Origin of the sequence: Rheinheimera soli (genome assembly GCF_031457405.1) — a bacterium.
In the GTDB taxonomy this organism is placed as follows: Bacteria; Pseudomonadota; Gammaproteobacteria; order Enterobacterales; family Alteromonadaceae; genus Pararheinheimera; species Pararheinheimera soli_A.
Window position 1 is genome coordinate 65,898 of record NZ_JAVDWR010000014.1, and the last position, 21,456, is coordinate 87,353.

The 21,456-nt window shown below is 46.9% G+C and carries 22 protein-coding genes; 11 read left to right on the forward strand and 11 right to left on the reverse strand.

Annotated features, from left to right (window positions below; genetic code table 11):
* Positions 1-47: 47 nt before the first annotated feature.
* The gene (locus tag J2W69_RS16060) at positions 48-353 is read left to right on the forward strand and encodes a helix-turn-helix domain-containing protein (RefSeq protein ID WP_310280421.1); all 306 of its coding nucleotides are present in this window, start codon (positions 48-50) and stop codon (positions 351-353) included.
* Positions 354-368: 15 nt separating this feature from the next.
* Here J2W69_RS16060 and J2W69_RS16065 read toward each other — a convergent pair whose 3' ends face one another.
* Genes J2W69_RS16065 through J2W69_RS16080 form a run of 4 tightly spaced genes read right to left on the reverse strand, consistent with a single transcriptional unit; the run spans position 369 to position 2,869 of the window.
* A complete protein-coding gene (locus tag J2W69_RS16065; RefSeq protein WP_310280423.1) occupies positions 369-1,109 on the reverse strand; it encodes a LytR/AlgR family response regulator transcription factor in 741 nt (246 codons plus the stop codon).
* Positions 1,110-1,136: 27 nt separating this feature from the next.
* Entirely contained in the window at positions 1,137-2,144 is a 1,008-nt protein-coding gene (locus J2W69_RS16070) for a sensor histidine kinase (RefSeq protein ID WP_310280426.1), read from the reverse strand.
* Positions 2,144-2,725, reverse strand: coding sequence for a hypothetical protein (locus J2W69_RS16075; RefSeq protein ID WP_310280428.1), 582 nt, complete (start codon positions 2,723-2,725; stop codon positions 2,144-2,146). The genes J2W69_RS16070 and J2W69_RS16075 overlap by 1 nt, the downstream gene beginning before the upstream one ends.
* Positions 2,726-2,737: 12 nt before the next feature.
* Complete coding sequence (locus J2W69_RS16080) at positions 2,738-2,869, reverse strand: hypothetical protein (protein WP_310280429.1); 132 nt, start codon at positions 2,867-2,869, stop codon at positions 2,738-2,740.
* Positions 2,870-3,100: 231 nt separating this feature from the next.
* Here J2W69_RS16080 and J2W69_RS16085 point away from each other — a divergent pair, with 231 nt between their 5' ends.
* Positions 3,101-3,973, forward strand: coding sequence for a S1 family peptidase (locus tag J2W69_RS16085; RefSeq protein ID WP_310280431.1), 873 nt, complete (start codon positions 3,101-3,103; stop codon positions 3,971-3,973).
* An 8-nt stretch (positions 3,974-3,981) separates the two neighbouring features.
* Here J2W69_RS16085 and tusA read toward each other — a convergent pair whose 3' ends face one another.
* Positions 3,982-4,236, reverse strand: a complete 255-nt coding sequence (gene tusA / locus J2W69_RS16090; protein ID WP_310280433.1) for a sulfurtransferase TusA — start codon at positions 4,234-4,236, stop codon at positions 3,982-3,984.
* Positions 4,237-4,420: 184 nt separating this feature from the next.
* Here tusA and J2W69_RS16095 point away from each other — a divergent pair, with 184 nt between their 5' ends.
* Both J2W69_RS16095 and J2W69_RS16100 read left to right on the forward strand, forming a co-directional pair.
* A complete protein-coding gene (locus J2W69_RS16095) occupies positions 4,421-4,834 on the forward strand; it encodes an HI0074 family nucleotidyltransferase substrate-binding subunit (RefSeq protein ID WP_310280435.1) in 414 nt (137 codons plus the stop codon).
* Complete coding sequence (locus J2W69_RS16100) at positions 4,831-5,148, forward strand: nucleotidyltransferase family protein (RefSeq protein ID WP_310280437.1); 318 nt, start codon at positions 4,831-4,833, stop codon at positions 5,146-5,148. The genes J2W69_RS16095 and J2W69_RS16100 overlap by 4 nt, the downstream gene beginning before the upstream one ends.
* Positions 5,149-5,235: 87 nt before the next feature.
* Here J2W69_RS16100 and fadA read toward each other — a convergent pair whose 3' ends face one another.
* Together fadA and fadB are read right to left on the reverse strand one after the other, a co-directional pair.
* The gene (fadA, locus tag J2W69_RS16105) at positions 5,236-6,402 is read right to left on the reverse strand and encodes an acetyl-CoA C-acyltransferase FadA (RefSeq protein ID WP_310280439.1); all 1,167 of its coding nucleotides are present in this window, start codon (positions 6,400-6,402) and stop codon (positions 5,236-5,238) included.
* 15 nt (positions 6,403-6,417) lie between these two features.
* On the reverse strand, positions 6,418-8,571 hold the full coding sequence (fadB, locus tag J2W69_RS16110; RefSeq protein ID WP_310280442.1) for a fatty acid oxidation complex subunit alpha FadB: 2,154 nt from the start codon (positions 8,569-8,571) through the stop codon (positions 6,418-6,420).
* 171 nt (positions 8,572-8,742) lie between these two features.
* On the opposite strand from fadB, the gene J2W69_RS16115 reads away from it, so the two are divergent.
* From J2W69_RS16115 to J2W69_RS16130, 4 genes are all read left to right on the forward strand, one after another.
* Positions 8,743-10,665, forward strand: coding sequence for a transglycosylase SLT domain-containing protein (locus J2W69_RS16115; RefSeq protein WP_310280444.1), 1,923 nt, complete (start codon positions 8,743-8,745; stop codon positions 10,663-10,665).
* Between the two features lie 64 nt (positions 10,666-10,729).
* Complete coding sequence (gene pepQ / locus J2W69_RS16120; protein ID WP_310280446.1) at positions 10,730-12,052, forward strand: Xaa-Pro dipeptidase; 1,323 nt, start codon at positions 10,730-10,732, stop codon at positions 12,050-12,052.
* 9 nt (positions 12,053-12,061) lie between these two features.
* On the forward strand, positions 12,062-12,700 hold the full coding sequence (locus J2W69_RS16125; RefSeq protein WP_310280449.1) for an IMPACT family protein: 639 nt from the start codon (positions 12,062-12,064) through the stop codon (positions 12,698-12,700).
* Positions 12,697-14,151: a TrkH family potassium uptake protein gene (locus J2W69_RS16130; protein WP_405047896.1), complete on the forward strand. Its 1,455-nt coding sequence runs from the start codon at positions 12,697-12,699 to the stop codon at positions 14,149-14,151. Before J2W69_RS16125 ends, J2W69_RS16130 begins: the two co-directional genes overlap by 4 nt.
* 193 nt (positions 14,152-14,344) lie before the next feature.
* Here the strand turns inward: J2W69_RS16130 and trkA are convergent, their stop codons facing one another.
* Genes trkA through def form a run of 4 tightly spaced genes read right to left on the reverse strand, consistent with a single transcriptional unit; the run spans position 14,345 to position 18,514 of the window.
* A complete protein-coding gene (gene trkA / locus J2W69_RS16135; protein ID WP_310280453.1) occupies positions 14,345-15,721 on the reverse strand; it encodes a Trk system potassium transporter TrkA in 1,377 nt (458 codons plus the stop codon).
* Positions 15,722-15,733: 12 nt separating this feature from the next.
* Complete coding sequence (gene rsmB / locus J2W69_RS16140; RefSeq protein ID WP_310280455.1) at positions 15,734-17,032, reverse strand: 16S rRNA (cytosine(967)-C(5))-methyltransferase RsmB; 1,299 nt, start codon at positions 17,030-17,032, stop codon at positions 15,734-15,736.
* Positions 17,032-17,991 (reverse strand): methionyl-tRNA formyltransferase, encoded by a 960-nt coding sequence (fmt, locus tag J2W69_RS16145; protein ID WP_310280458.1) that lies wholly within the window; start codon positions 17,989-17,991, stop codon positions 17,032-17,034. Before fmt ends, rsmB begins: the two co-directional genes overlap by 1 nt.
* Positions 17,992-18,007: 16 nt before the next feature.
* Complete coding sequence (gene def, locus J2W69_RS16150) at positions 18,008-18,514, reverse strand: peptide deformylase (RefSeq protein WP_310280460.1); 507 nt, start codon at positions 18,512-18,514, stop codon at positions 18,008-18,010.
* Between the two features lie 121 nt (positions 18,515-18,635).
* Between def and J2W69_RS16155 the strand changes: the two genes are divergently transcribed.
* The 3 genes from J2W69_RS16155 to J2W69_RS16165 are packed head-to-tail and all read left to right on the forward strand — an operon-like array spanning position 18,636 to position 21,383.
* Entirely contained in the window at positions 18,636-19,793 is a 1,158-nt protein-coding gene (locus J2W69_RS16155; protein ID WP_310280461.1) for a LysM peptidoglycan-binding domain-containing protein, read from the forward strand.
* A 22-nt stretch (positions 19,794-19,815) separates the two neighbouring features.
* Positions 19,816-20,907, forward strand: a complete 1,092-nt coding sequence (gene dprA, locus J2W69_RS16160) for a DNA-processing protein DprA (protein WP_310280463.1) — start codon at positions 19,816-19,818, stop codon at positions 20,905-20,907.
* Positions 20,908-20,909: 2 nt separating this feature from the next.
* Complete coding sequence (locus J2W69_RS16165) at positions 20,910-21,383, forward strand: DUF494 family protein (protein WP_008897195.1); 474 nt, start codon at positions 20,910-20,912, stop codon at positions 21,381-21,383.
* Positions 21,384-21,456 lie beyond the last annotated feature (73 nt).

The following is a 21,456-nucleotide window of genomic DNA, read 5'->3' on the forward strand; positions in this document are numbered from 1 at the left end:
GTGTAGCCCTAAGTGCTATATTCAATGTTTTACAGAGGTAAAAATTAATGGGTAACTCTATTCTGGATATGGTGCAGGAAACTGCACGCGATTTAGATAAAGCCGGAGTATTAAAAGACCAAACATTAAGGGACTTCGATCTGTTGTGCCTGCCTGCTGTGGAGGAATTTGATGCGGAGCAAATAAAACAAATCCGCTTAGATAACAAAGCCAGTCAGGGTGTGTTTGCCGCTTATCTGAATACCAGCAAATCTACAGTACAAAAATGGGAGCAGGGTCAGAAAAAGCCGAATGGCCCGTCACTAAAACTGCTGAATCTGGTCGCTAAAAAAGGTTTGGAAGTGTTGGCTTAGTGTGAGATTAGCCACTTACTGATTCAACCATTTCCTAAACAAAGCCGTTCTGGTTTTACTGCTGACGGTGGGTTCTTTATCGCAGCTTAGCACTACAGCCACTGACTCTTTGTTGTAAGGCTCTACCTGCAAAATACTGCTGATATGCAGGATATCGCTGCGGTTTAGCCTGAAAAATTCGCTGGGATCGAGTTGGGCTTCAATATCGCCTAAATTGGCTTCCGTCAAAATATGTACGCTGTTGTGTTTATCTGTGGCCAATAGTACGCCGTTGGCGGCACGAATAAGCAGAATATCGGCGACTGGTAAAATAGATAAGCTTTGGCCTTTGCGTAATAAAAACCGCTTTTTATAAGCCGGAGCTGCGGCAACCACAGGCTGTTGCAGCTTATGTTTAAGCTGGGCAAAGTTCAGCATGGCTTCGGCAAATCTGGGGTAGGAGAAGGGCTTCAGTAAATAATCCACCGCCTGGTACTGAAATACCTGCATCCAGTATTGATCGTAAGCTGTGGTGAAAAGCACAGGGCAAGGCAAATCCAGCTGTTCTAATGCAGTAAATACCTGGCCATCTGTCAGCTCTACATCAGAGAAGATTAAATCCAGTTGTAAAGCTTTTGGATCTGCACTGAAAAACTCCAGTACCTGAGCGACAGAACTTAGCTGAGCTATCACTTCGGCATCGGGTTGGTATCGTTTCAGATAACCGACCAGTTTTTCCGCTGCTAATAGCTCGTCTTCAATAATCAGTACTTTCATGGCTAATCCTTGCTTATGCCGCCTATTCTAAACACTGTGTTGTAGCGGCACTTTCACTATAAATTCGTCGTTTTGTATTACAGTTATGGGCTTGCCAAGCAAGGCTAAACAACGTTCGGATAAATTTGTTAAACCTGTGCCTGTGCCAGGTTGAGCAAAAGCTTTAGGCCGAAGTAAATGGCGAACTATCAACTGGTTTTGCTGCAGCTCGATCTGTATAAACAAAGGCTGTTCGGCTGAAGCGCTGTTATGTTTTACAGCGTTTTCCAGCAGCAACTGCAGGCAGCAGGGTACCAGTTGATAGTTGGTTTGTTGTTCTGATTCTATACAGATCTTTAACTGAAAACTGGCCGGAAAGCGCTGCGCTAATAGCGCCATATAGTGCTCTGCAAAAGTCCGCTCGTCGGCCAGTGACACCAGCGTTTTGCTGCCTTGTTGCAACTGATAGCGGTAAATATCAGCAAAATGGTCGAGAAACTGTTCGGCCTGGTCCGGGCTTTTATGAATAAGCACAGAAAGCACATTTAAGTTATTAAATAAAAAGTGCGGGTCCAGCTGTTGTTGCAACAATTGCAGTTTGAACTGCTGGTTATGCTGCTGTGCTTGCAGAAGCTCCAGTTGCTGTTGTTGCTGACGTTTTAATGCTTGCCAGAGCAAGTCAGCTCCGGCTATTAAGCTATGCACCAGCAGATACATCAGGCTGACCCGCAGATACTGTTGCAGAGCTAAGGGCTGGCTTATCGCTGTGTCTATTACCAGCTGTAGTCCTGTCATCAGGCCAACAAAAATCAGTAAACTCAGGCCAAAACTTTGGCTATAACGTTGCAGCAATGAAGCCGCAGCGTCTTTAGCCCAAAATACTGCATCTAACTTACGGCTTAACCACAGCGAGAACACAGCCTGCAAGGTCAGCCAGACAGGGGCATCGGCATGAAATTGTAGCTGTTGCCCTGGCGCTGTTTGCAGCAGCGCCAGATACAACATCAAGCCATAGGAAAACGCCAATAACAGTAAAAAGGTTTTTAGTTGTTTCATCATTTCACCTGTACTGCTTCTGGTAAACGCATCAGTTCGCTGCCATCTTCGGCATAAAACACCAATTGAGGTTCACCATCTGTGCCCACCGCCATTTCAATTCGTTTATTTCCTTGTGGATCATTAAGTTGCAGCATTGCCTTTTTGTTTAATGTGCCATAAAAAGCCCGTCTGTTACCATGAATATCTGGGTGGAGTTGTTCCAGTTCTTTGATCTTGGCTGCCGCCGTCGCATCACCTTTTTCGGCGGCAAACATCAGTTGCATATAATCATCAATAGGGTACTGCGGCCTGTCTATCACGTTCAGGCCTGTCACCAGCATACCGTCCTGCTCTATATGCTGCAGCGCCAGGCTTTGGTCCTGATTGTAACGGTCAAAAGATAAGTGCAGGCCATGCTCTACCTTGCCGTCTTTTTCAAAACCACGGAACACAAAACCACCGTTTTCAGTGCCTTCGTCATTGTAAAAAATCATGCCTGGGCGCGGGCCTGGATCAAAAAACTCTTTGCCATCTTTTATGGCTTTAGGTGCATGGCCGGTATTGGCTATCACCAGTCGTGGATGACCGCTGGGTTCCATTACATTAATACGCTACACATTCAGTTCGCGTACTGTGCTGCTGTCGCTTGGCAGCAGCTGGGTTTTAATAGTTAAAGCCGCCAGCGTTGTGATTAACAGCAGGTTTAAGTTGGTTTGGTTAAAGATTTTATGAGTCTGTTGCATCGTATTTACCTCAGTTGTTTGTGTTCAGAAGTCTTGATGCAGGCAGTGTGGCGCACTGGTATTGGCCCTTACAGAGCAAACCTATAAAGGGCAGAAAACCAAGGTTAAAGAGTGGATAAATTCAGATAAACAAAACAGCTTGTCCACATAACCCCTTACATTTAAAAGCTTAAGCCTGCTCTGCTTTTGTGTCAGTCTGATCCTTATTAAAAGCTAAATAAGGAAAGACTGATGCAGAACAGGATCAAGCTAAGGCTGTTAAGTGGTGGCTTGCTGATTGCGACCAGTATTCTGGCTATACCGGCTTCGGCTATTGTTATTCGTCACGACAAAGCGCCAGAGCTGTATCTGGCCAGCAAAGCCGATTTCCCTCCTTTGGTGACTTTCTATAACATTGGTGTGCACGGTACTTTGATTGCGCCAGAGTGGGTGCTTACTGCTGCTCATACGGTGTTTTGTTTGGAGCAGGGCCAGCCCATTCAGGTGGGTGAGGAGCTGGTTGAAGTACAGGCGCGCTACAGTTATCCGTCTTATCGGTTGGGTAAACACAACGATTTGGCGCTGATTAAGCTGGTAAAACCTGTGCTGAGTGTGGAACCTGCCAAATTGTATCGACAGCAGGATGAACGCGATCAAGTGCTTTGGTTTATTGGCAGTGGCGGCACAGGCACTGGCTTAACAGGTGAAACTGTAGGCTATAAAGAAAACAACGGCGTGCTGCGTAAAGCTCAGAATAAAGTAACGGCAGTGACCAAATCCGATCTGCGTTTTGTTTTTGAATCGGATCAACAGGCTCTGGAACTGGAAGGTGTATCAGGCAATGGCGACAGTGGTGGCCCGGCTTTTCTGAAAAAAGAGGATGGTTATTACCTGCTTGGAGTGAGCTCCAGAGTGGATTCCTGGTTTAAGGATGTAGGCGAATATGGTGTCAAAGAGCTGTATACCCGAGTTTCCAGCCATGCCAGTTGGATAGATCAGGTGATGGCTGCGGATGATGCAGCCAGAGCAAAACTAAGCTCTACAGATGGTTTCTTACAAGAAGGTATGACAGCTGAAAACTTGCCGGGCATTTGTGCTTCTTTAAGCCTGAAAACTAAGTCTTAGATCCGGCCTTAGCCAGATTTTTTCACTAAATAACGATAAGGCTCAACGCTGGTATCGCTGGCTACCAGTTCATGTTCCATAAAACGGCAAAAGGCTGGGATGTCGCGGGTAGTGGCAGGGTCGTCAGCGGTGATTAATAGCGTCTGGCCTGCCGCCATTTTGCGAATAGCCAGGCGCGTCAGCATGACAGGTTCAGGGCAACGTAAACCTAAAGTATCCAGTTGCTGATCCGCTGCTGCAAATAACTGTTCCGGGTTCGACATAAGCTCTGGCTCCGCTGGTTCCGCACTAAAAGGGCGCTTATGCTAACTTAGCTTATGGGTGCTGAAAAGCAGGATTTAGGCGAAAACTCCAACTTCAGGCTAAGATTGGGCAAAAGGAAGAAAATTACCATGGCATCGGCACTCACCTATGCATAGTTCGGGTGATGCGACAGGAGGCCTGCGAATGAAACGTTTACTATTTACAACAATGCCTTTAGATAATGCGACCAACAGGTTACAGCATGGCTGGTTAAGGTATCAGCAGAATACCAGCGACGTTCAAATACGAGATGGCTTAATGCTAAGGCTAAAAATCACTTATGAAATCAGCCATAAAATGCTGAAGCGTTATCTGGAAATGGCATCAGCCACCCCTGAGCTATTTGAGCAGATGCCTTTTCAGGACTTAGTCCGCACTGGTAATGAGCAGGGTTTATTAGTGGGAAGTTGGCCGGACTGGCGTTTGTATCGTGAAATGCGTGGCAAAACCAGCCATAGCTACGATGAAGCTGTGGCTTTAGAAGTGGTAGCTGGTATTCCAAAGTTTTTAGCTGAAGCCAGCTATTTATCTGAGCAATTACAAAAGAGAATGGCATGAGTATTAGTCAGTTAGATATCAGTTCTGAGCATTTGGCCATAGTGCAGCATATCCTGCGACAACTGGTGCCTTCCTGTGAAGTCTGGGCTTTTGGTTCACGCGTTAAAGGTGCTGCTAAACCTTTTTCTGATTTAGATTTGGTGATTATGTCGCAGCAGCCTTTGTCGTTAGCCTTAATGGCCAGTTTACAGGAAGTTTTCTCTGAGTCTGATTTGCCGTGGAAAGTAGATATTGTGGATTGGTCGACAACAAGCCCGGATTTCAAGGCTGTAATAGAGCAGCAGAAAGTAAAAGTTCAGGCTGTGGTGTTTTAAAGCCTCCGCAGCTGTATTTCAAAGTACAAATAAAAAGGGCTGGCCGAAGCCAACCCTGTTATTCAAAAGCGAACAGCTGATATTTATTTACTCAACACGCTCAAACACTGTCGCTATGCCCTGGCCTAAACCAATACACATAGTAGCTAAGCCGTATTTGCCGCCTTTGTCTTCCATTACGTTAATCAAGGTTGTGCTGATACGTGAACCTGAGCAACCCAGCGGATGACCTAAAGCTATAGCGCCGCCGTTTAAGTTCACTTTGGTGTTCATATATTCCAGCAAACCTAAGTCTTTCATCACAGGCAGAGCCTGAGCAGCAAAAGCTTCGTTTAATTCGGCGTAGTCGATATCGGCAATAGTGATGCCCGCAGCTTTTAAAGCTTTTTGACTGGCCGGAACCGGGCCATAACCCATAATAGACGGGTCACAACCAGCTATACCCATACCTATGACTTTAGCGCGGATTTTTAAACCCAAAGCTTTGGCTTTTTCTTCGCTCATTACCAGCATGCCAGAAGCACCGTCTGATAAAGCGGAAGAAGTACCAGCAGTCACAGTACCGTTGGCCGGGTCAAACACCGGACGTAAAGCGCCCAGAGCTTCTACTGTGGTTTCAGGACGGATCACTTCATCTGTATCAAATACTTTTAATACGCCATCAGCGTCATGGCCTTGCACCGGGATAATTTCGTTTTTAAAACGACCTTGCAATGTGGCTTCATAAGCTAAACGGTGTGAGCGGGCGCCAAACTCGTCTTGTTGCTGACGGCTGATGCCATGCAGTTTACCTAAGAGTTCAGCGGTTAAGCCCATCATGCCAGAAGCTTTGGCGATGTTTTTGCCTAAACCAGGGTGGAAATCGACACCGTGGTTCATCGGCACATGGCCCATATGTTCCACACCACCAATTAAATACACCTCGCCCATGCCGGTTTGAATGGCACGTACTGCGTCGTGTAAGGCTTGCATCGATGAACCACAAAGGCGGTTTACCGTCACAGCCGGCACTGAATGTGGAATGCCTGCCAATAACGAGGCATTACGGGCGACGTTAAAACCTTGTTCCAGAGTTTGTTGTACACAACCCCAGATAATGTCGTCTATCTCGGCCGGATCTAAAGCCGGATTACGTTCAACCAGAGCGGCCATTACATAAGCGGATAATTCTTCAGCACGCACGTTGCGGAAGATACCTGCTTTAGAACGACCCATAGGGGTACGGATACAATCAACGATCACTGCTTGTTTCATTTGTTTCTCTCCGCCTTAAACCGGGTAGAACACGGCACCAGAAGCTGCCATGGCGCGGGTTTTGTCTGTTACCTGATAGATTTCACCTAAGTGGGCGTATTTGTCGGCTAAAGCCACAAAGTTAGCCAGACCAATGGTGTCGGCATAACGCAACGGGCCACCACGGAACGGAGGGAAACCTAAACCATAAATTAAGCCCATATCAGCTTCTGCAGCGCTGGCAACAATGCCTTCTTCTAAGCAGCGGATCACTTCGTTAATCATTGGCACCATACAACGGGCAATAATATCGTCCGCGCTGAATTCCACACCTGTGCTACCAGCTTTAGCCAATAATTCGTAGGAAACTGCATCAGAGTCTTTTTTCGGTTTGCCTTTGGCGTCTTTGCTGTAGGCATAGAAACCGACACCGTTTTTCTGACCATAACGCTGCGCCTGATACATCAGAGCAACAGGGTCGTTTTCTACTTTGCCCATACGAGTTGGGAAACCAGCAGCCATTACGTCTGTGCAGTGGAAAGCGGTATCTAAACCAACCACATCCAGCAAGTAAGCTGGGCCCATAGGCCAGCCGAAGGTTTTTTCCATCACTTTGTCTACTTTGGCAAAGTCAGCACCGTCTAATACCAGTTTGCTGAAACCTGCAAAGTAAGGGAACAAGACGCGGTTGACGTAAAAACCAGGGCAGTCGTTGACCACAATAGGGGATTTACCCATTCTGGCAGCGTAAGCCACTACAGCAGCTACTGTTTCTTCGCTGGTGTCTTTACCACGAATGACTTCTACCAATGGCATTTGGTGAACCGGGTTAAAGAAGTGCATACCACAGAAGCGGCTTGGGTCTTTTAAGTTGGCAGCTAAAGAATCAATAGAGATAGTAGAAGTGTTGGAAGTAATAATGGCGTCGGCCGCTACTAACTCTTCTACTTCTTTAAGTACTGCGCCTTTGATTTTTGGGTTTTCAACGACTGCTTCAACCACTATGTCGACAGTTTTCACTGCTTCCATGCTCAAAGTTGGCTGAATGCTGGCAATGACTTTCGCCATACCCACAGCATCCAGACGTTTGCGTTCCACCTGTTTGTTCAACAGCTTGGTGGCTTCGCCCATACCCAGCTCTAAAGCTTTGTCGGCTATGTCTTTCATCACGACTGGCACGCCTTTCAGTGCAGACTGGTAAGCGATACCGCCACCCATAATGCCTGCACCTAATACGGCTGCTTTTTTGATGTCTTTCGTTGCTACTTTGGCGGCTTTTTTTGCTTTGCCTTTAATCAACTGGTCATTCAGGAATAAACCAATCTGGGCAGCGGCTGCTGTAGTTTTTGCCAGTTTGGCAAAAGAAGCGTTTTCTAAGGCCACAGCACCTGCACGGTCTAAGCGGGCTGCGGCTTCAATAGTTTCTACTGCGACCATAGGCGCTGGGTAATGTTTACCCGCATTGGCAAACACCATGCCTTTGGCGGTGTTAAAGCTCATCATGGCTTCAATTTTATTCAGCTTGAGTGGCTGTAATTTGGAGGCGCGTTTTTTCTGCCAGTTCAGTTTGCCAGCTATGGCATCCTTGATCATCGATAACGCGGCGTCTTTTAATTTTTCCGGTGCAACAACGGCGTCAATAGCGCCTTCTTTTAACGCAGCGTCAGCGCCACGTTCTTTACCTGTTGTGATCCATTCCATACCACCGTCAGCACCAATAATGCGCGGTAAACGTACTGAACCACCAAAACCTGGCATTAAGCCCAGTTTTACTTCAGGTAAACCTACTTTGGCTGTAGTGTCTGCTACACGGTAGTCTGCTGTTAAGGTCCACTCAAAACCACCACCTAAAGCAAAACCACGAATAGCAGCTATGGTTGGAACTGGTAAGTCTTCTGCCAGGTCAAATACATCAGAGGCAGATTTGATCCAGGGGATAAGTTCAGCTTCAGGCTGCTGGAATGTACCTAAAAACTCAGTAATATCAGCGCCTACGATGAATGCGTCTTTTCCTGAGGTGTAAATCACGCCTTTGAGGTTTTTATCTGCATGCAGCAGATTCAAAGCGGCGCGACAATCTGCTAAGGTTTGTTGGTCAAATTTATTAACTGAACCTGCAGCATTAAAGGTAAACTCGGCAATACCATCCGCCAGATAGGCGACGGTGATGCTGTTACTCTGGTAGATCATGAATGTTCTCCTTCGTCCGATAAGGTGGACTATTGCTTTTATTCGCAACTGGTAAGATGAGTCTATTGCAGTCTCAGTGTGTCGTGGTTAAGTAAAAATTTCAACCGTTATTTAAACACTTGTTTGAATTTGCGATAGATGTCCCAGTAACTATAGGTGGTAAATATTTGTATGTGGCGTTTCTCCTCTGTTTTCCGTCCGTCGCCTTGGTTGCTGGCAACCGCCGCCTTGTCCGTGGTTTTTCCTGCTCATGCTATTAATGAGGGCATGCGTAAACGGTTTGAACTGGCCGAAAAAAACATTCATAAACTCACCGAAACTCAGGCAAAAAAAGTATTAAAAGAAATGGAATCTTACCCGCTGCAGCCTTATCTGGAGCTGGAGTGGTTGAGTAAATCACTGGATGATACCAATGCTGTTGTACGTTTTATGCAAGAGCATCAGGGCACTCCACTGGAGCGTACTTTACGTAAACGCTGGCTGATTTATCTGGCTGATCGTAAACAAGCGCAGTTATTTCTGAAAAACTATCAGTATGGCTCTGATGTAGTGCTGGATTGTCAGGCGCTGGAAATGCGGCTGGTGCTGGAAAAACCTGCGGTTGTATGGCCTGCTGTGCGTGACTTATGGGCTGTAGGCAAATCACGGCCTGATGAATGTAATCCTATATTTGACCGGTGGCGCAAAGCGGGACAGCGTACACCTGAAGCAGTCTGGCAGCGGGTACTGGCTGCTGCAAAAGCCGATAACCAACGGATGTTGCCTTATTTACGTACTTTATTGCCTAAAGATCAGCAATATCTGGCTGAAAAGTGGGTGCAAGTGATGGATAACCCTGCTTTGGTGGATCGCAAAAACTTCCTGCCGCTACGCAGCGCGCTGGAACGGGATTTAGCCGCTTATGGCATACAAAAACTGGTCTGGAAAAAGCCGGACCAGGCCATAGATGTCTGGAACAGATTTGCTCACGACCCTGCATTCAGCAATGAAAACCGCGCTGTCACAGCCCGTCAGATAGCTATAGCTTTGGCCAGCAAAAATGATCCCAGGGCTGATAAATTCATCGATATAGTACCGGCTGAATACAAAGACAGGCTTTTTGTGCAATGGAAACTGGCGAGTTTGCTGCGTAAAAAAGACTGGTACGCTGTGATTGAAGCTGTAAAGGCGTTACCAGAAGAACTGGCCAAAGATGATGCCAGTCAATACTGGCTAGCCCGCGCTTACCAGCAGGTAGACCTGAAAGAGTCGTCCACTCATATTTATCAGCAACTGGCAAAAAAACGCAGTTATTACGGTTATCTGGCCGCGGCGCATGTAGGGCAGGCTCCTAGTCTGGCACACAAGCCAGTGCCAGTGACTGAAACTGACTTTTTAGCTTTTAAAAGCAGCGCGCCAGTACGACGGATGAAAGAATGGCAAGCGATCAACAGACCCAATGCAGCGAAACGTGAACTAACCCATTTGCAGCAATATGGCTCAGATTTACAAAAATACAGTGCAGCCAAACTTGCCTATGAATTAGGCTGGTATGAAAACGCTATAGTGGCGTTGGCTAAAGCTGAATACTGGGATGATGTCGACTTACGTTTCCCTATGGCTTATAACAACGAAATTCAGACCTACTCAAAAAAGGCCAAAGTGGATCCAGCCTGGGCTATGGCCATAGCACGACGTGAAAGCACTTTTATTCCGACTGCTAAGTCGCCTGTCGGTGCCCTCGGCCTGATGCAAATTATGCCTGCTACCGCCAAACATATTACCGGCCGCAGAGTTTCGGTGGAGCAGTTGTATAATCCGGTCACCAATATTGATTACGGTACTTATTATCTGAATTATCTGATGAAACATACCGGCAATAATGTGGTGTTTGCCACTGCGTCCTATAATGCCGGTTTTAGCAGAGTGAAATCCTGGATCCCCAAAGATGGCTCAGTTCCGCTGGATATTTGGGTGGAGACTATTCCTTTTAAAGAAACCCGTGACTATGTCAAAAACGTCATGATGTATTACCAGGTCTATAGTTTAAAAATGCAGAAAAATCAGCGTATTTTTGAACCCTTGGCCGAGATGAGGATAGGGATGGAGGGCTAAAGCCTTCATGGTACACTGAGTTGATTTTAATGGTTTTTAGTAAAAAATAACGGAATTTGAATTTATGCGTCCAGCTTATCAAGAACTTTACGCCGCTCATTTATTTGCGTTACAGCAACGTACTAAAGCAGTATTAGCCCGCGAGAATCTGGACGCTTTGGTGATCCACTCAGGCCAGGCAAAACGCCAGTTCCTCGACGATATGGATTACCCTTTTAAAGTAAATCCATTGTTTAAAGCCTGGATCCCTGTGGTGGATAATCCGAATTGCTGGCTGATTGTGGATGGCGTGAATAAACCTAAGCTGGCGTTTTATCTGCCCAAAGATTTCTGGCACAAAGTACCGGATGCTCCTGATTCGTTCTGGTCTGGTTTTTTTGATATTCAAATTCTGGAAAAAGCTAATCAGGTTGAGCATATTTTGCCTTACGACAAAGGCCGTATGGCGTATCTGGGTGAACATATTGAAGTGGCTACAGCTTTAGGTTTCAGTGAAATTAACCCTGAAGCTGTGATCAGTTATCTGCATTACCATAGGGCTTATAAAACCGACTATGAGCTGGCTTGTATGCGTCAGGCCAATAGACTGGCAGTGGCTGGGCACAATGCTGCCAAAGCCACTTTTATGGCGGGTGGGTCAGAGTTTGATATTCAGCTGGCCTATTTAGCTGCAGTGGGTCAAAGCGAAAACGAAGTACCTTATGGCAATATCATAGCGCTGAATCAGAACGCGGCCATTTTGCATTACACAGCGCTGGAGCGGAAAAAGCCGACAGAGTTTCATTCGTTTTTAATAGACGCTGGTGCCAGTTTCCATGGTTATGCCGCTGATATTACCCGCACTTACAGCTTTTTAGACGATGAGTTCGCTGCGTTGATTAATGTGATGACGGAAGTGGAACTGAAGCTGGTGGATGGTTTAAAACCTGGTATCAAATACCCGGATTTACATATCGAAGCGCACCAACATATAGCCAAAATTCTGGCCGACTTTAACTTTGTGCTGATGTCGGCTGAAGGCATAGTTGAATCGGGCATCAGCCGTACTTTCTTCCCGCATGGTTTAGGTCATCACTTAGGTTTACAGGTGCATGATGTCGGCGGTTTTATGGCGGATGAACGTGGTACTCATGTTGCCGCTCCGGATGATCATCCTTTCCTGCGTACCACCCGGCTGGTGGAAGCCAATATGGTCTTTACCATTGAGCCTGGTTTGTATTTTATTGACTCCTTATTGGCGGATTTAAAAGACACAGTTCATGGCAAAGCGGTGAACTGGGAAAAGGTAGCGCAATTCCGTAAATACGGCGGCATTCGTATTGAAGATAACGTCATAGTGCACAAAGACCGCAATGAAAATATGACCCGTGATCTGAAGCTGGCTTAAGGCGTTTTGATGTCCGGCTGGTGGGTATTGGCTAACACGGCTTCGTCTGAAACGGAGATCAAACGCAGCAGGTTTTTATGTACTTTATGGCCAATCCAAAGCCTGACAGAAGGTCAGCAGATGATTCGTCAGCAAAAACAGCAACATCCACAGGCAGCTCACGTCTGCAGTGCCATGCTATTGCCAGTTGGCCCTACAGGTCAGCCACAAGCATTCAGTGATGATGGCGAACCTTCTGGCACAGCAGGTAAACCTATGCTGGCTGTATTGCAGGGCTCTGGTTTGGTGGGGCTTTGTGCCAGCGTAGTACGCTATTATGGCGGTGTTCAACTGGGCACTGGCGGTTTAGTTCGTGCTTACAGTGATGCGGTACGACAGGCTTTGCTGTCAGCACAACGCGAATTTATACCCATAAGGCATCAGGCAGATTTGTGTTTGTCTTATGCTGCTTTTGAAACTATGCAGCGTTTATGGCAGAACCGCTGGCTGATTGAACAACAAGAGTTTGATCAGCAAGTGCGCTTAACAGTGCGTATCGCTCAAAGCGATCAACAGGAATTTGAACAGCAGTTTATGCAGACCATACTCAGACTGAAAGAACTTCAGGCCAGCATTATCTGGCATCGCAACGCAGAACAGGGCTCCTGATGCAATACCGTTCTATTATCCGGATTTTAGGCCTGCTGGTTGCTATCTTCAGTATCACCATGTTACCGCCTGCCTTTATCGCCTACTGGTATCAGGATGGCGCTGGTGTACCTTTTATTTTGTCTTTTTTCCTGTCGTTACTGATAGGTTTTGTCGTCTGGTATCCAAACCGCAATGAAAAGTCTGAACTGAAAGTTCGGGAGGGCTTTTTAATAGTAGTGTTGTTCTGGACAGTGTTAGGGGCTGTTGGTGCTTTGCCGTTCTGGCTGGCGGATAAACCTGATATGAATCTGGCCGCCAGTATGTTTGAGGCGTTTTCAGGTTTAACCACCACAGGTGCTACTGTGCTGACAGGTTTAGAAAGCCTGCCTAAAGCTATATTATATTACCGCCAGCAACTGCAATGGTTTGGTGGCATGGGGATTATCGTTTTAGCTGTGGCTATTCTGCCGATGTTAGGGGTGGGGGGGATGCAGTTGTACCGGGCTGAAACTCCGGGCCCGGTCAAAGACAACAAAATGACGCCCCGTATTGCCGATACAGCCAAACATCTGTGGTTTATTTATCTGGGCATTACCATTGCCTGCGCTGTATCTTTTTATGTCGCAGGTATGAGTGCTTTTGATGCCATTTGTCATGCGTTTTCTACTGTGGCTATAGGTGGTTTCTCTACTTACGATGCCAGCATTGGTTACTTTAACAGTGTCAGTATCAATATGATTTGTTTGGTGTTTTTGCTGATCAGCTCAGTGAATTTCCCACTGCATTTTGCCGCTGTGCGTGGCAAAAATATCAAAACCTACTGGCGTGATCCAGAGTTAAAAGCTTTTATGGTGATCCAACTGGCGTTGATGGTGATTTGTTTTCTGGTGCTTTTGGAAGAACAAATTTATCCGGACTTACTCAGCGCGCTGAATCATGGTTTGTTTCAGGCTGTGTCTATGTCGACTACTGCAGGTTTCTCCACAGCAAGCTTTTCCAGCTGGCCTTTGTTTTTGCCTATTTTACTGATATTCGCCAGCTTTATTGGTGGTTGTGCAGGCTCTACCGCCGGTGGTTTAAAAGTAGTACGGGTACTGCTGTTATTCCTGCAGGGCAAAAGAGAGTTAAACCGCTTAGTGCATCCACGGGCTGTGTATTCCATCAAACTCGGGCGTCGGCCTGTGCCAGATCGGATAGTGGAAGCGGTTTGGGGCTTTTTTGCGGCTTATACCCTGGTGTTTGTGGTCATTATGTTATTGCTGCTGCTGGTTGGCATGGACAACATCAGCGCCTTTACCGCCACAGCGGCCTGTTTAAATAACTTAGGCCCGGGCTTAGGTGAAGTAGCCGCCAACTTTGCCTCAGTGCCAGACGCCGGCAAATGGATTTTAGTAGTGGCTATGATCTTTGGGCGTTTAGAGATTTTTACCTTATTGGTGCTGTTTACAGCGGCCTTCTGGAAAGACTAATTCTTGTAGGCCAATATTTTCTACATCAATTCGGAATTCCAGACGGGCGGGTGCAAGACCCGCCCCTTGGTATTTTAACGGGCTTAAGTGTTAATCCATGTTCTGGTTGGTTTGTAGGGGCCGCGGCTTGTCCCGGCCCTTCCCATCAGCACCGCGGTGCCATTAGACGGGCGGGTGCAATACCCGATCGACATCAAATAAATATCGCACTGACCTGAAACAGCCGCTCCACTTCAGTGATGTACTTTTTATCCACCAAAAATAAAATCACATGGTCGTCGGTTTCAATCACTACGTTATCATGGGCTATTAATACTTCATCGCCACGCACTATGGCGCCTATGGTCGCACCTGGTGGTAGTTTAATCTGGCCTATGGCCTGACCTACTACTTTAGAGGTCGACTTATCACCATGAGCCACAGCCTCTATGGCTTCAGCAGCGCCTCTGCGCAGTGAGTACACATTCACTATGTCGCCACGACGGATATGGGTCAGCAAAGCTGAAATAGTGGCTTGCTGCGGTGATACGGCTATATCTACTTCCCCACCTTGCAGCAAATCCACATAAGCACCACGTTTAATCAGCACCATGGTTTTTTGTGCGCCCATACGTTTGGCCAGCATGGCCGACATAATATTGGCTTCATCATCATTGGTGACTGCTAAAAACACATCGACCTGCTCGATGTTTTCTTCTTCCAACAACTCGGGGTCTGAAGCATCACCAATATAAACCACCGTATTGTCCAAAGCGCTGGACAGGTATTCGGCGCGCTCTTTGCTGCGTTCGATCAGTTTTACGCTATGATTTTTTTCTAAAGCACGAGCCAAACCATAACCGACGTTACCGCCACCGGCTATCATAATGCGGTGGTAGCTTTTCTCCAGCTTTTGTAGCTCGCTCATCACAGCGCGTATATGTTTAGTGGCTGCGACAAAAAATACTTCGTCGTCTGCTTCTATCACAGTTGTGCCTAAAGGCTTAATTGCGTGGCCACGACGGTAGATAGCTGCAACACGGGCATCCACATGCGGCATATGCTGTTTTAAAGTCGATAATGCGTGCCCTACCAGTAAACCACCGTAATAGGCTTTTACCGCTACTAAACTAACCTGGCCTTCGGCAAATTCCACCACCTGCAAAGCGCCAGGGTAGTCGATCAGGCGTTTGATATAGTCGGTCACCAGAGTTTCGGGGGAAATAAAGTGATCCACTGGCATATCGTCTTTATGAAATAACTGTTCGCGGTATTTCAGATACTGGTTAGTACGGATACGGGCAATTTTCAGCGGCGTATTAAAAATACTGTAGGCCACCTGACAAGCGACAATGTTTACTTCGTCGCTACTGGTCACTGCAATAATCATATCGGCGTCTTCAGCGCCGGCACGTTTTAAAATATCCGGGTGCGCACTATGGCCGTGCACCACCTGCAAATCGTATCTGTCTTGCAGGGCTCGTAGTTTTTCAATATTGGTGTCGACGACAGTAATGTCGTTTTGTTCACCGACCAGGTTTTCCGCTAAAGTGCCACCCACCTGACCTGCACCCAAAATGATAATTTTCATAAAGCCTCTGCGTTACCGCTTTGTCTTGCGAAGTTTGGCATAAAAGAAACCATCCATCTGTTGCTGGCCAGGCAAAATTTGCCAGTGCAGTTGTGGGTGGCTATCGGCCAGCGGGATCAGTTGTGCATCTGCATGGTCGGCTAAAAAGGCTTCTATTTGTTGCTGGTTTTCTTCCGGCAGCACAGAGCAGGTGGCATACAACAGTTCAGCATCAGGTTTTAATAAAGGCCAGATGTTACGCAGAATCTGTTGCTGCAATTCAACCAGTGGCGCTATATCGGTTTTTTTCCGCAACCAGCGAATATCAGGGTGACGACGGATCACGCCGGTGGCAGAACAGGGCACATCCAGCAATATACGATCAAAAGTTTGAAAACCTGCCCAGTCGTCCGGGTCCGCAGCGTCAGCGGTCATTACACGGGCATCTAAACCTAAGCGGTCCAGATTGTCGTACACCCTGTCTAAACGGCGTGGGTCTTTATCCAGCGCTAATACATCAGCTTCTGGTGCCAGTTCCAGAATATGGCAGGTTTTGCCACCCGGAGCACAGCAGGCATCTAAAACTGAATCCTTGTTACGTGCGCCCAGGAAATAAGCGGCATGCTGAGCTGCACCATCCTGCACTGAAAACCAGCCATCGGCATAACCAGGTAATAAGGTCACATCAGAAGCTTGTTCCAGCAACAAGGCACAAGGCAAATAAGCAAAAGGCTGACTGGCGGCTATACCTTCAGCAGCAAGAGCTGCCAGATAAGCTTCTGGTGTGGTACGTAACTGATTTACCCTCAGCCATAAAGGGGCTTTTTGCTGATTTTCATCCAGTATTTGCTGCCAGTTGTCCGGATAAGCTTGTTGTAACTGGGTAATGATCCAGCTTGGGTGGTTGTACTGAACTGGTAAAGGCGCGTCCTGAAAATCAAAAACTTCAGGTTTACGTTGTACTGAACGTAATACAGCATTAATTAAACCTGTCAGGCTTTGGCCTTTTAATTCTCGGGCCGCTTCTACTGTTTCGCCTATGGCGGCATGGTCTGGCACCCGCAAAAACTTCAACTGATACAAACCAACGTAAATTAAAAACTGCAAAGGGCGCAGGTGTTTGACCAGTGGTTTATCCATCAGCTTCTGACAGACAGTTTCCAACTGCGGCAAATAGCGCATCACACCAAAACAAATTTCCTGCAGCAGGGCTTTATCTAAAGGAGAATCCATTTCAATCTGAGCTTTGTGTAAAACTTCTGACAAGGATTTACCCTGATCCACCACCTGATAACAGGCTGTTGCCGCCAGAGCGCGTAAATTTTTACTCATCAGCTTTGCTCATCAACAGGGGGCAGCATCTGGCCTGGCTGAAACCAGTCGGCACGGCCATTAAGAAAATCCATCACTTTCATGGCTTTCTTGCCGGCAGGTTGTAATTCGGTGATCACTAAAACGCCATCAGAGGTTTGAATGGCGATACCTTTTTTATCCACCCGCAGCACCTGACCTGGCTGGCCTGAACCTGGTTCTGTGACAGCACGCCAGATTTTCAGCTGCTGAGTACCCAGTTGCAAGTAACTCATAGGCCAGGGATTAAAAGCCCGGATTTCGCGCTCAAGCGCAGCGGCTGGCTTGGTGAAATCTAACAAAGCTTCTTCTTTGGATAATTTTTCGGCGTAGTTAGCTAATTCATCCTGCTGCGGTTGGGCTTGAGCCTGCAGCGCTTCCAGATTGGCTAATGCTTGCACTAAAGCGACAGGGCCAGTGAGCGCCAGTTTGTCGTATAAGCTGGTGCTGGTTTCATCCACTGCTATAGGGGTGCTGACTTTACTCAACATAGCGCCTGTATCCAGACCTATATCCATCTGCATAATAGTGACACCGGATTCGGCATCACCTGCCCAAATAGCTCGTTGAATAGGAGCAGCACCACGCCAGCGTGGTAATAAGGAACCATGCACATTGATACAACCTAAACGAGGTGCATCTAACGCAGCTTGTGGCAGGATCAGGCCATAAGCCACTACTATCATCAGATCGGCATTTAACGCTGCTAACTCTTGTTGAGCTGCAGCCTTTTTTAATGATTTAGGTTGATACACCGGAATATCATGTTGCAATGCCAGTTGTTTCACCGGGCTTTGTTGCAGTTGATGACCACGACCTGCAGGTCTGTCGGGTTGACTGTAGACGGCAATCACCTGATGAGGAGAATTCAGCAGGGCGGCGAGATGGCGGGCAGCAAAATCTGGTGTGCCCGCAAAAATAATACGTAACGGAGTGGTCAAAATAATTCCTGCTTGGTTAACGGGCTGCGAGACGAGCTTCTTTTTCCAGCTTTTTCTTAATACGGTCACGCTTTAACGGCGATAAATAGTCGATAAACAGCTTGCCCATCAAATGATCCAGCTCGTGCTGTAAACAAATCGCCAGCAAACCTTCAGCCTGCAGTTCAAACCACTCGCCTTTGGTGTTTTGCGCTTTGACTGTCACTGCAGCAGCGCGCTCTACTTTGGCGTAGCTTTGTGGCACTGATAAACAGCCTTCTTCGTATTCGGTGTCACCACTTTTGGCAATGATTTCAGGGTTGATAAAAATCATCGGCTCGTCACGGTTTTCTGATACGTCGATCACGACAACACGCTTGTGTACATTGACCTGAGTGGCGGCTAAGCCTATGCCATTTTCGGCATACATAGTGTCCAGCAGATCTGCTGTTAATTGTTTAATTTCGGCCGTAACTTCAGGCACTGCTGCTGCGACGGTGCGTAAACGGTCGTCTGGATAATGTAAAACTGTTAATACTGTCATGGAACCTACAAAAGTCGTCTATGTTCAATTGGCTGTGCTATGGTCTAATTTTAGCCATTTATGCACAGTATGAATAGCTTAGTGTGCAAGAATTACTATAAGTACGAATGGGGATGGTGTTATGCGACAGCAGCTTCTTGCTTTTTTGGTCAGCTTTTCTGTGTTTTTCAGTATAGATCTGGTGGCTGATGAGCTGAAACTCAAGGTTGATGCGCCAACCTTGTATCTAGTCAAGGCTGGCGATACCTTATGGGATATAGCAGGTCTGTATCTGCAGCACCCCTGGTTATGGCCACGTTTGTGGAAACTGAATCCTCAGGTGAATAATCCCCATCTGATTTATCCGGGTGATCAATTGCATTTGCAGTTTGATGCCGATGGTCAGCCGATACTGACGTTAAACAGTCAAAGAGTGGCGGTCAGTTCTTCAACAGCAGCGTATACCACAGGCCATGCGGCAGGCTCAGGTACTATTAAATTAACTCCTCAAATCCGTCGGTTGGCAAAAACAGACAAACCAGTACCTGCTATTGCTCTTGCTGATATAAGGCCTTTTTTATCTGAAGAGCAACTTGTATCAGAACAGCAATTGGAAAGTTTGCCTTATGTCTTAGGTGGAAAAGACAATGTAAAAAATGCTGTCTCCGGCCATCTGCTTTATGTCAAAGGTGAGCTGGACCAAACCCAACGTTATGGTATATACCGCCAGGGCGAAGCTTATAAGGACCCTCAAACCGGCGATTTAATGGGCTATGAAGCTGTGTTGATGGCAGAAGCCAAAGTATTGCCGCCAGCTATGGTGGATGAACAACAGATCAGCCGTATTGAAGTGCAAAACTCCAGACGGGAAGTGAGGCAAGGTGACCGCTTATTACCTATGCCGCAGCATTCGGTGTATCCGGATTTCTTTCAGCTGCAATCACCGGAAACACAAGTTTCAGGGGTTATAGTGGACAGTGCATCCCAATGGCGTGAGTTTGCCAAAGGCGAAATTGTGCTGTTGAATCAAGGCCAGAATGCTCAGTTGCAACCTGGTCATTTGCTGGGGATATTCCGCAAGTCACCCGCAGTGGTCGATTTTGGTGATAAACCTTCTTATCCGGAAGACAGCGACAAACTCCAGCGTATTCTGCATGAAGTGGTGGGCTCTGCTGATGAAATGCCAACTGAGTTAGTGGGCCAGCTGATGATTGTAAAAGTGGACGAACACAGCAGCTTTGCGATGATTTTACGCACTGAACAGCCTGTTCGGGTGGGAGATTTAATAGGTAATCTCTGATGGTTTAACAAAGGAGAGGAGCATGGATGACCTCGAACATTGGATCCGTTTAGCAGCTATTCCGTCTATGGACAGACTGAAGCATCAGCAGTGGGCAAAGCTGGTTTCTTCAGCTGACTTCCATCAACTGGATGATCAGCAACTGCAGCAGCTGGGTTTTACTGCGGGCCAAATCCAGTGCCACAGAGCCATCATGCCAGAACGCATTGAGCATTGCCTTGAGTGGCTACAAAGCAGCCCTGATCACCATTTCATTCGTTACACAGACCCGCTTTACCCTGAATTACTCAGCCAGATTAAGCAGCCGCCTTTTGCCTTGTTTATCAAAGGTAATCCGGCTTTGTTAAACGAAGCCCAGATTGCGATAGTGGGCAGTCGTCAGCCCACGGCGACGGGTAAACAAGTGGCCTTTAACTTTGCCGCCGATTTATGCCGCTTAGGTTTAACTGTCACCAGCGGTATGGCCAAGGGCATAGATGGTTGTAGTCATAGAGGGGCTTTGTCTGTGCTCGGCAACACCATAGCAGTGCTTGGTCATGGTTTTGATACTGTGTATCCGGCGCAGCATAAAGAGTTGGCCGCAGAAATTGCCCACAGCGGCGCTCTGGTCTCGGAGTTTTTGCCAGATGTGCAGCCTAAAGGGGAGCATTTCCCGCTGCGTAATCGTATTGTTGTAGGATTAAGCTTGGGCACTTTAGTGGTGGAGGCCGCGCTTAAAAGTGGTTCTTTGATTAGCGCTGGTTATGCGGCAGAGTATAGCCGGGAGCTTTTTGTGATCCCAGGTTCTATCTACAATCCGCAATCGGCAGGCTGTCATCAGTTAATTCAGCAAGGTGCTAAATTAACCACTTGTGTGGCCGATATCATAGAAGAATGGAGCTTTTTGCAAAATAACAGTCTAAGTCCTATAAAGGACAAAGAAAAAAAGTTACAAACAGGCTTGTTTGACGACGGCTTGTTGGCTAACGTAGGAGATGAGGCCACAACGATTGATCGTATAGCAGAACGTAGTGGTTTGTCTGTAGCGCAAGTCTCAATTGAATTGCTTCAGCTGGAATTGGCCGGTGAAGTGGCAGCAGTACCTGGTGGTTACATCAGAGTGAGGAGGGCCTGACTATGTTTGATATCCTCATATATTTGTTCGAAAACTACATCCATAACGAGTCAGAAATTTATGTGAATCATGCCGATCTGCAGCGTGAGCTCAGCAAAGCCGGTTTCCATGATGATGATATTTTTAAGGCCCTGCGTTGGCTGGATTCTTTATCAGCTTTGCAGGAAAGTCATGTTAAGCCCTATTTAACCAAAGTTAATTCGACCGCAATTCGTATTTATACTGTGGAAGAGCAACGTAAGCTGGAGACTGAGTGTCAGGGTTTCCTGCTGTTTCTGGAACAAATCAACGTGCTGGATGCGCCCACCCGCGAGATGGTATTGGACAGAGTCATGGACCTGGATCAAAGTTCTGTTAGTCTGGACGATTTAAAATGGGTGGTGTTGATGGTGCTGTTTAATGTGCCTGGTCGTGAAAATGCTTATGCCCAGATGGAAGACCTTATTTTTGACGAACCTACAGGGCCGCTGCATTAAGCGGCCTTTTTCGTTGCAAGCCTCGCTGTAACGACTATTACTTTGGGTATATAATCTTGCTTGTTTTCTTCTA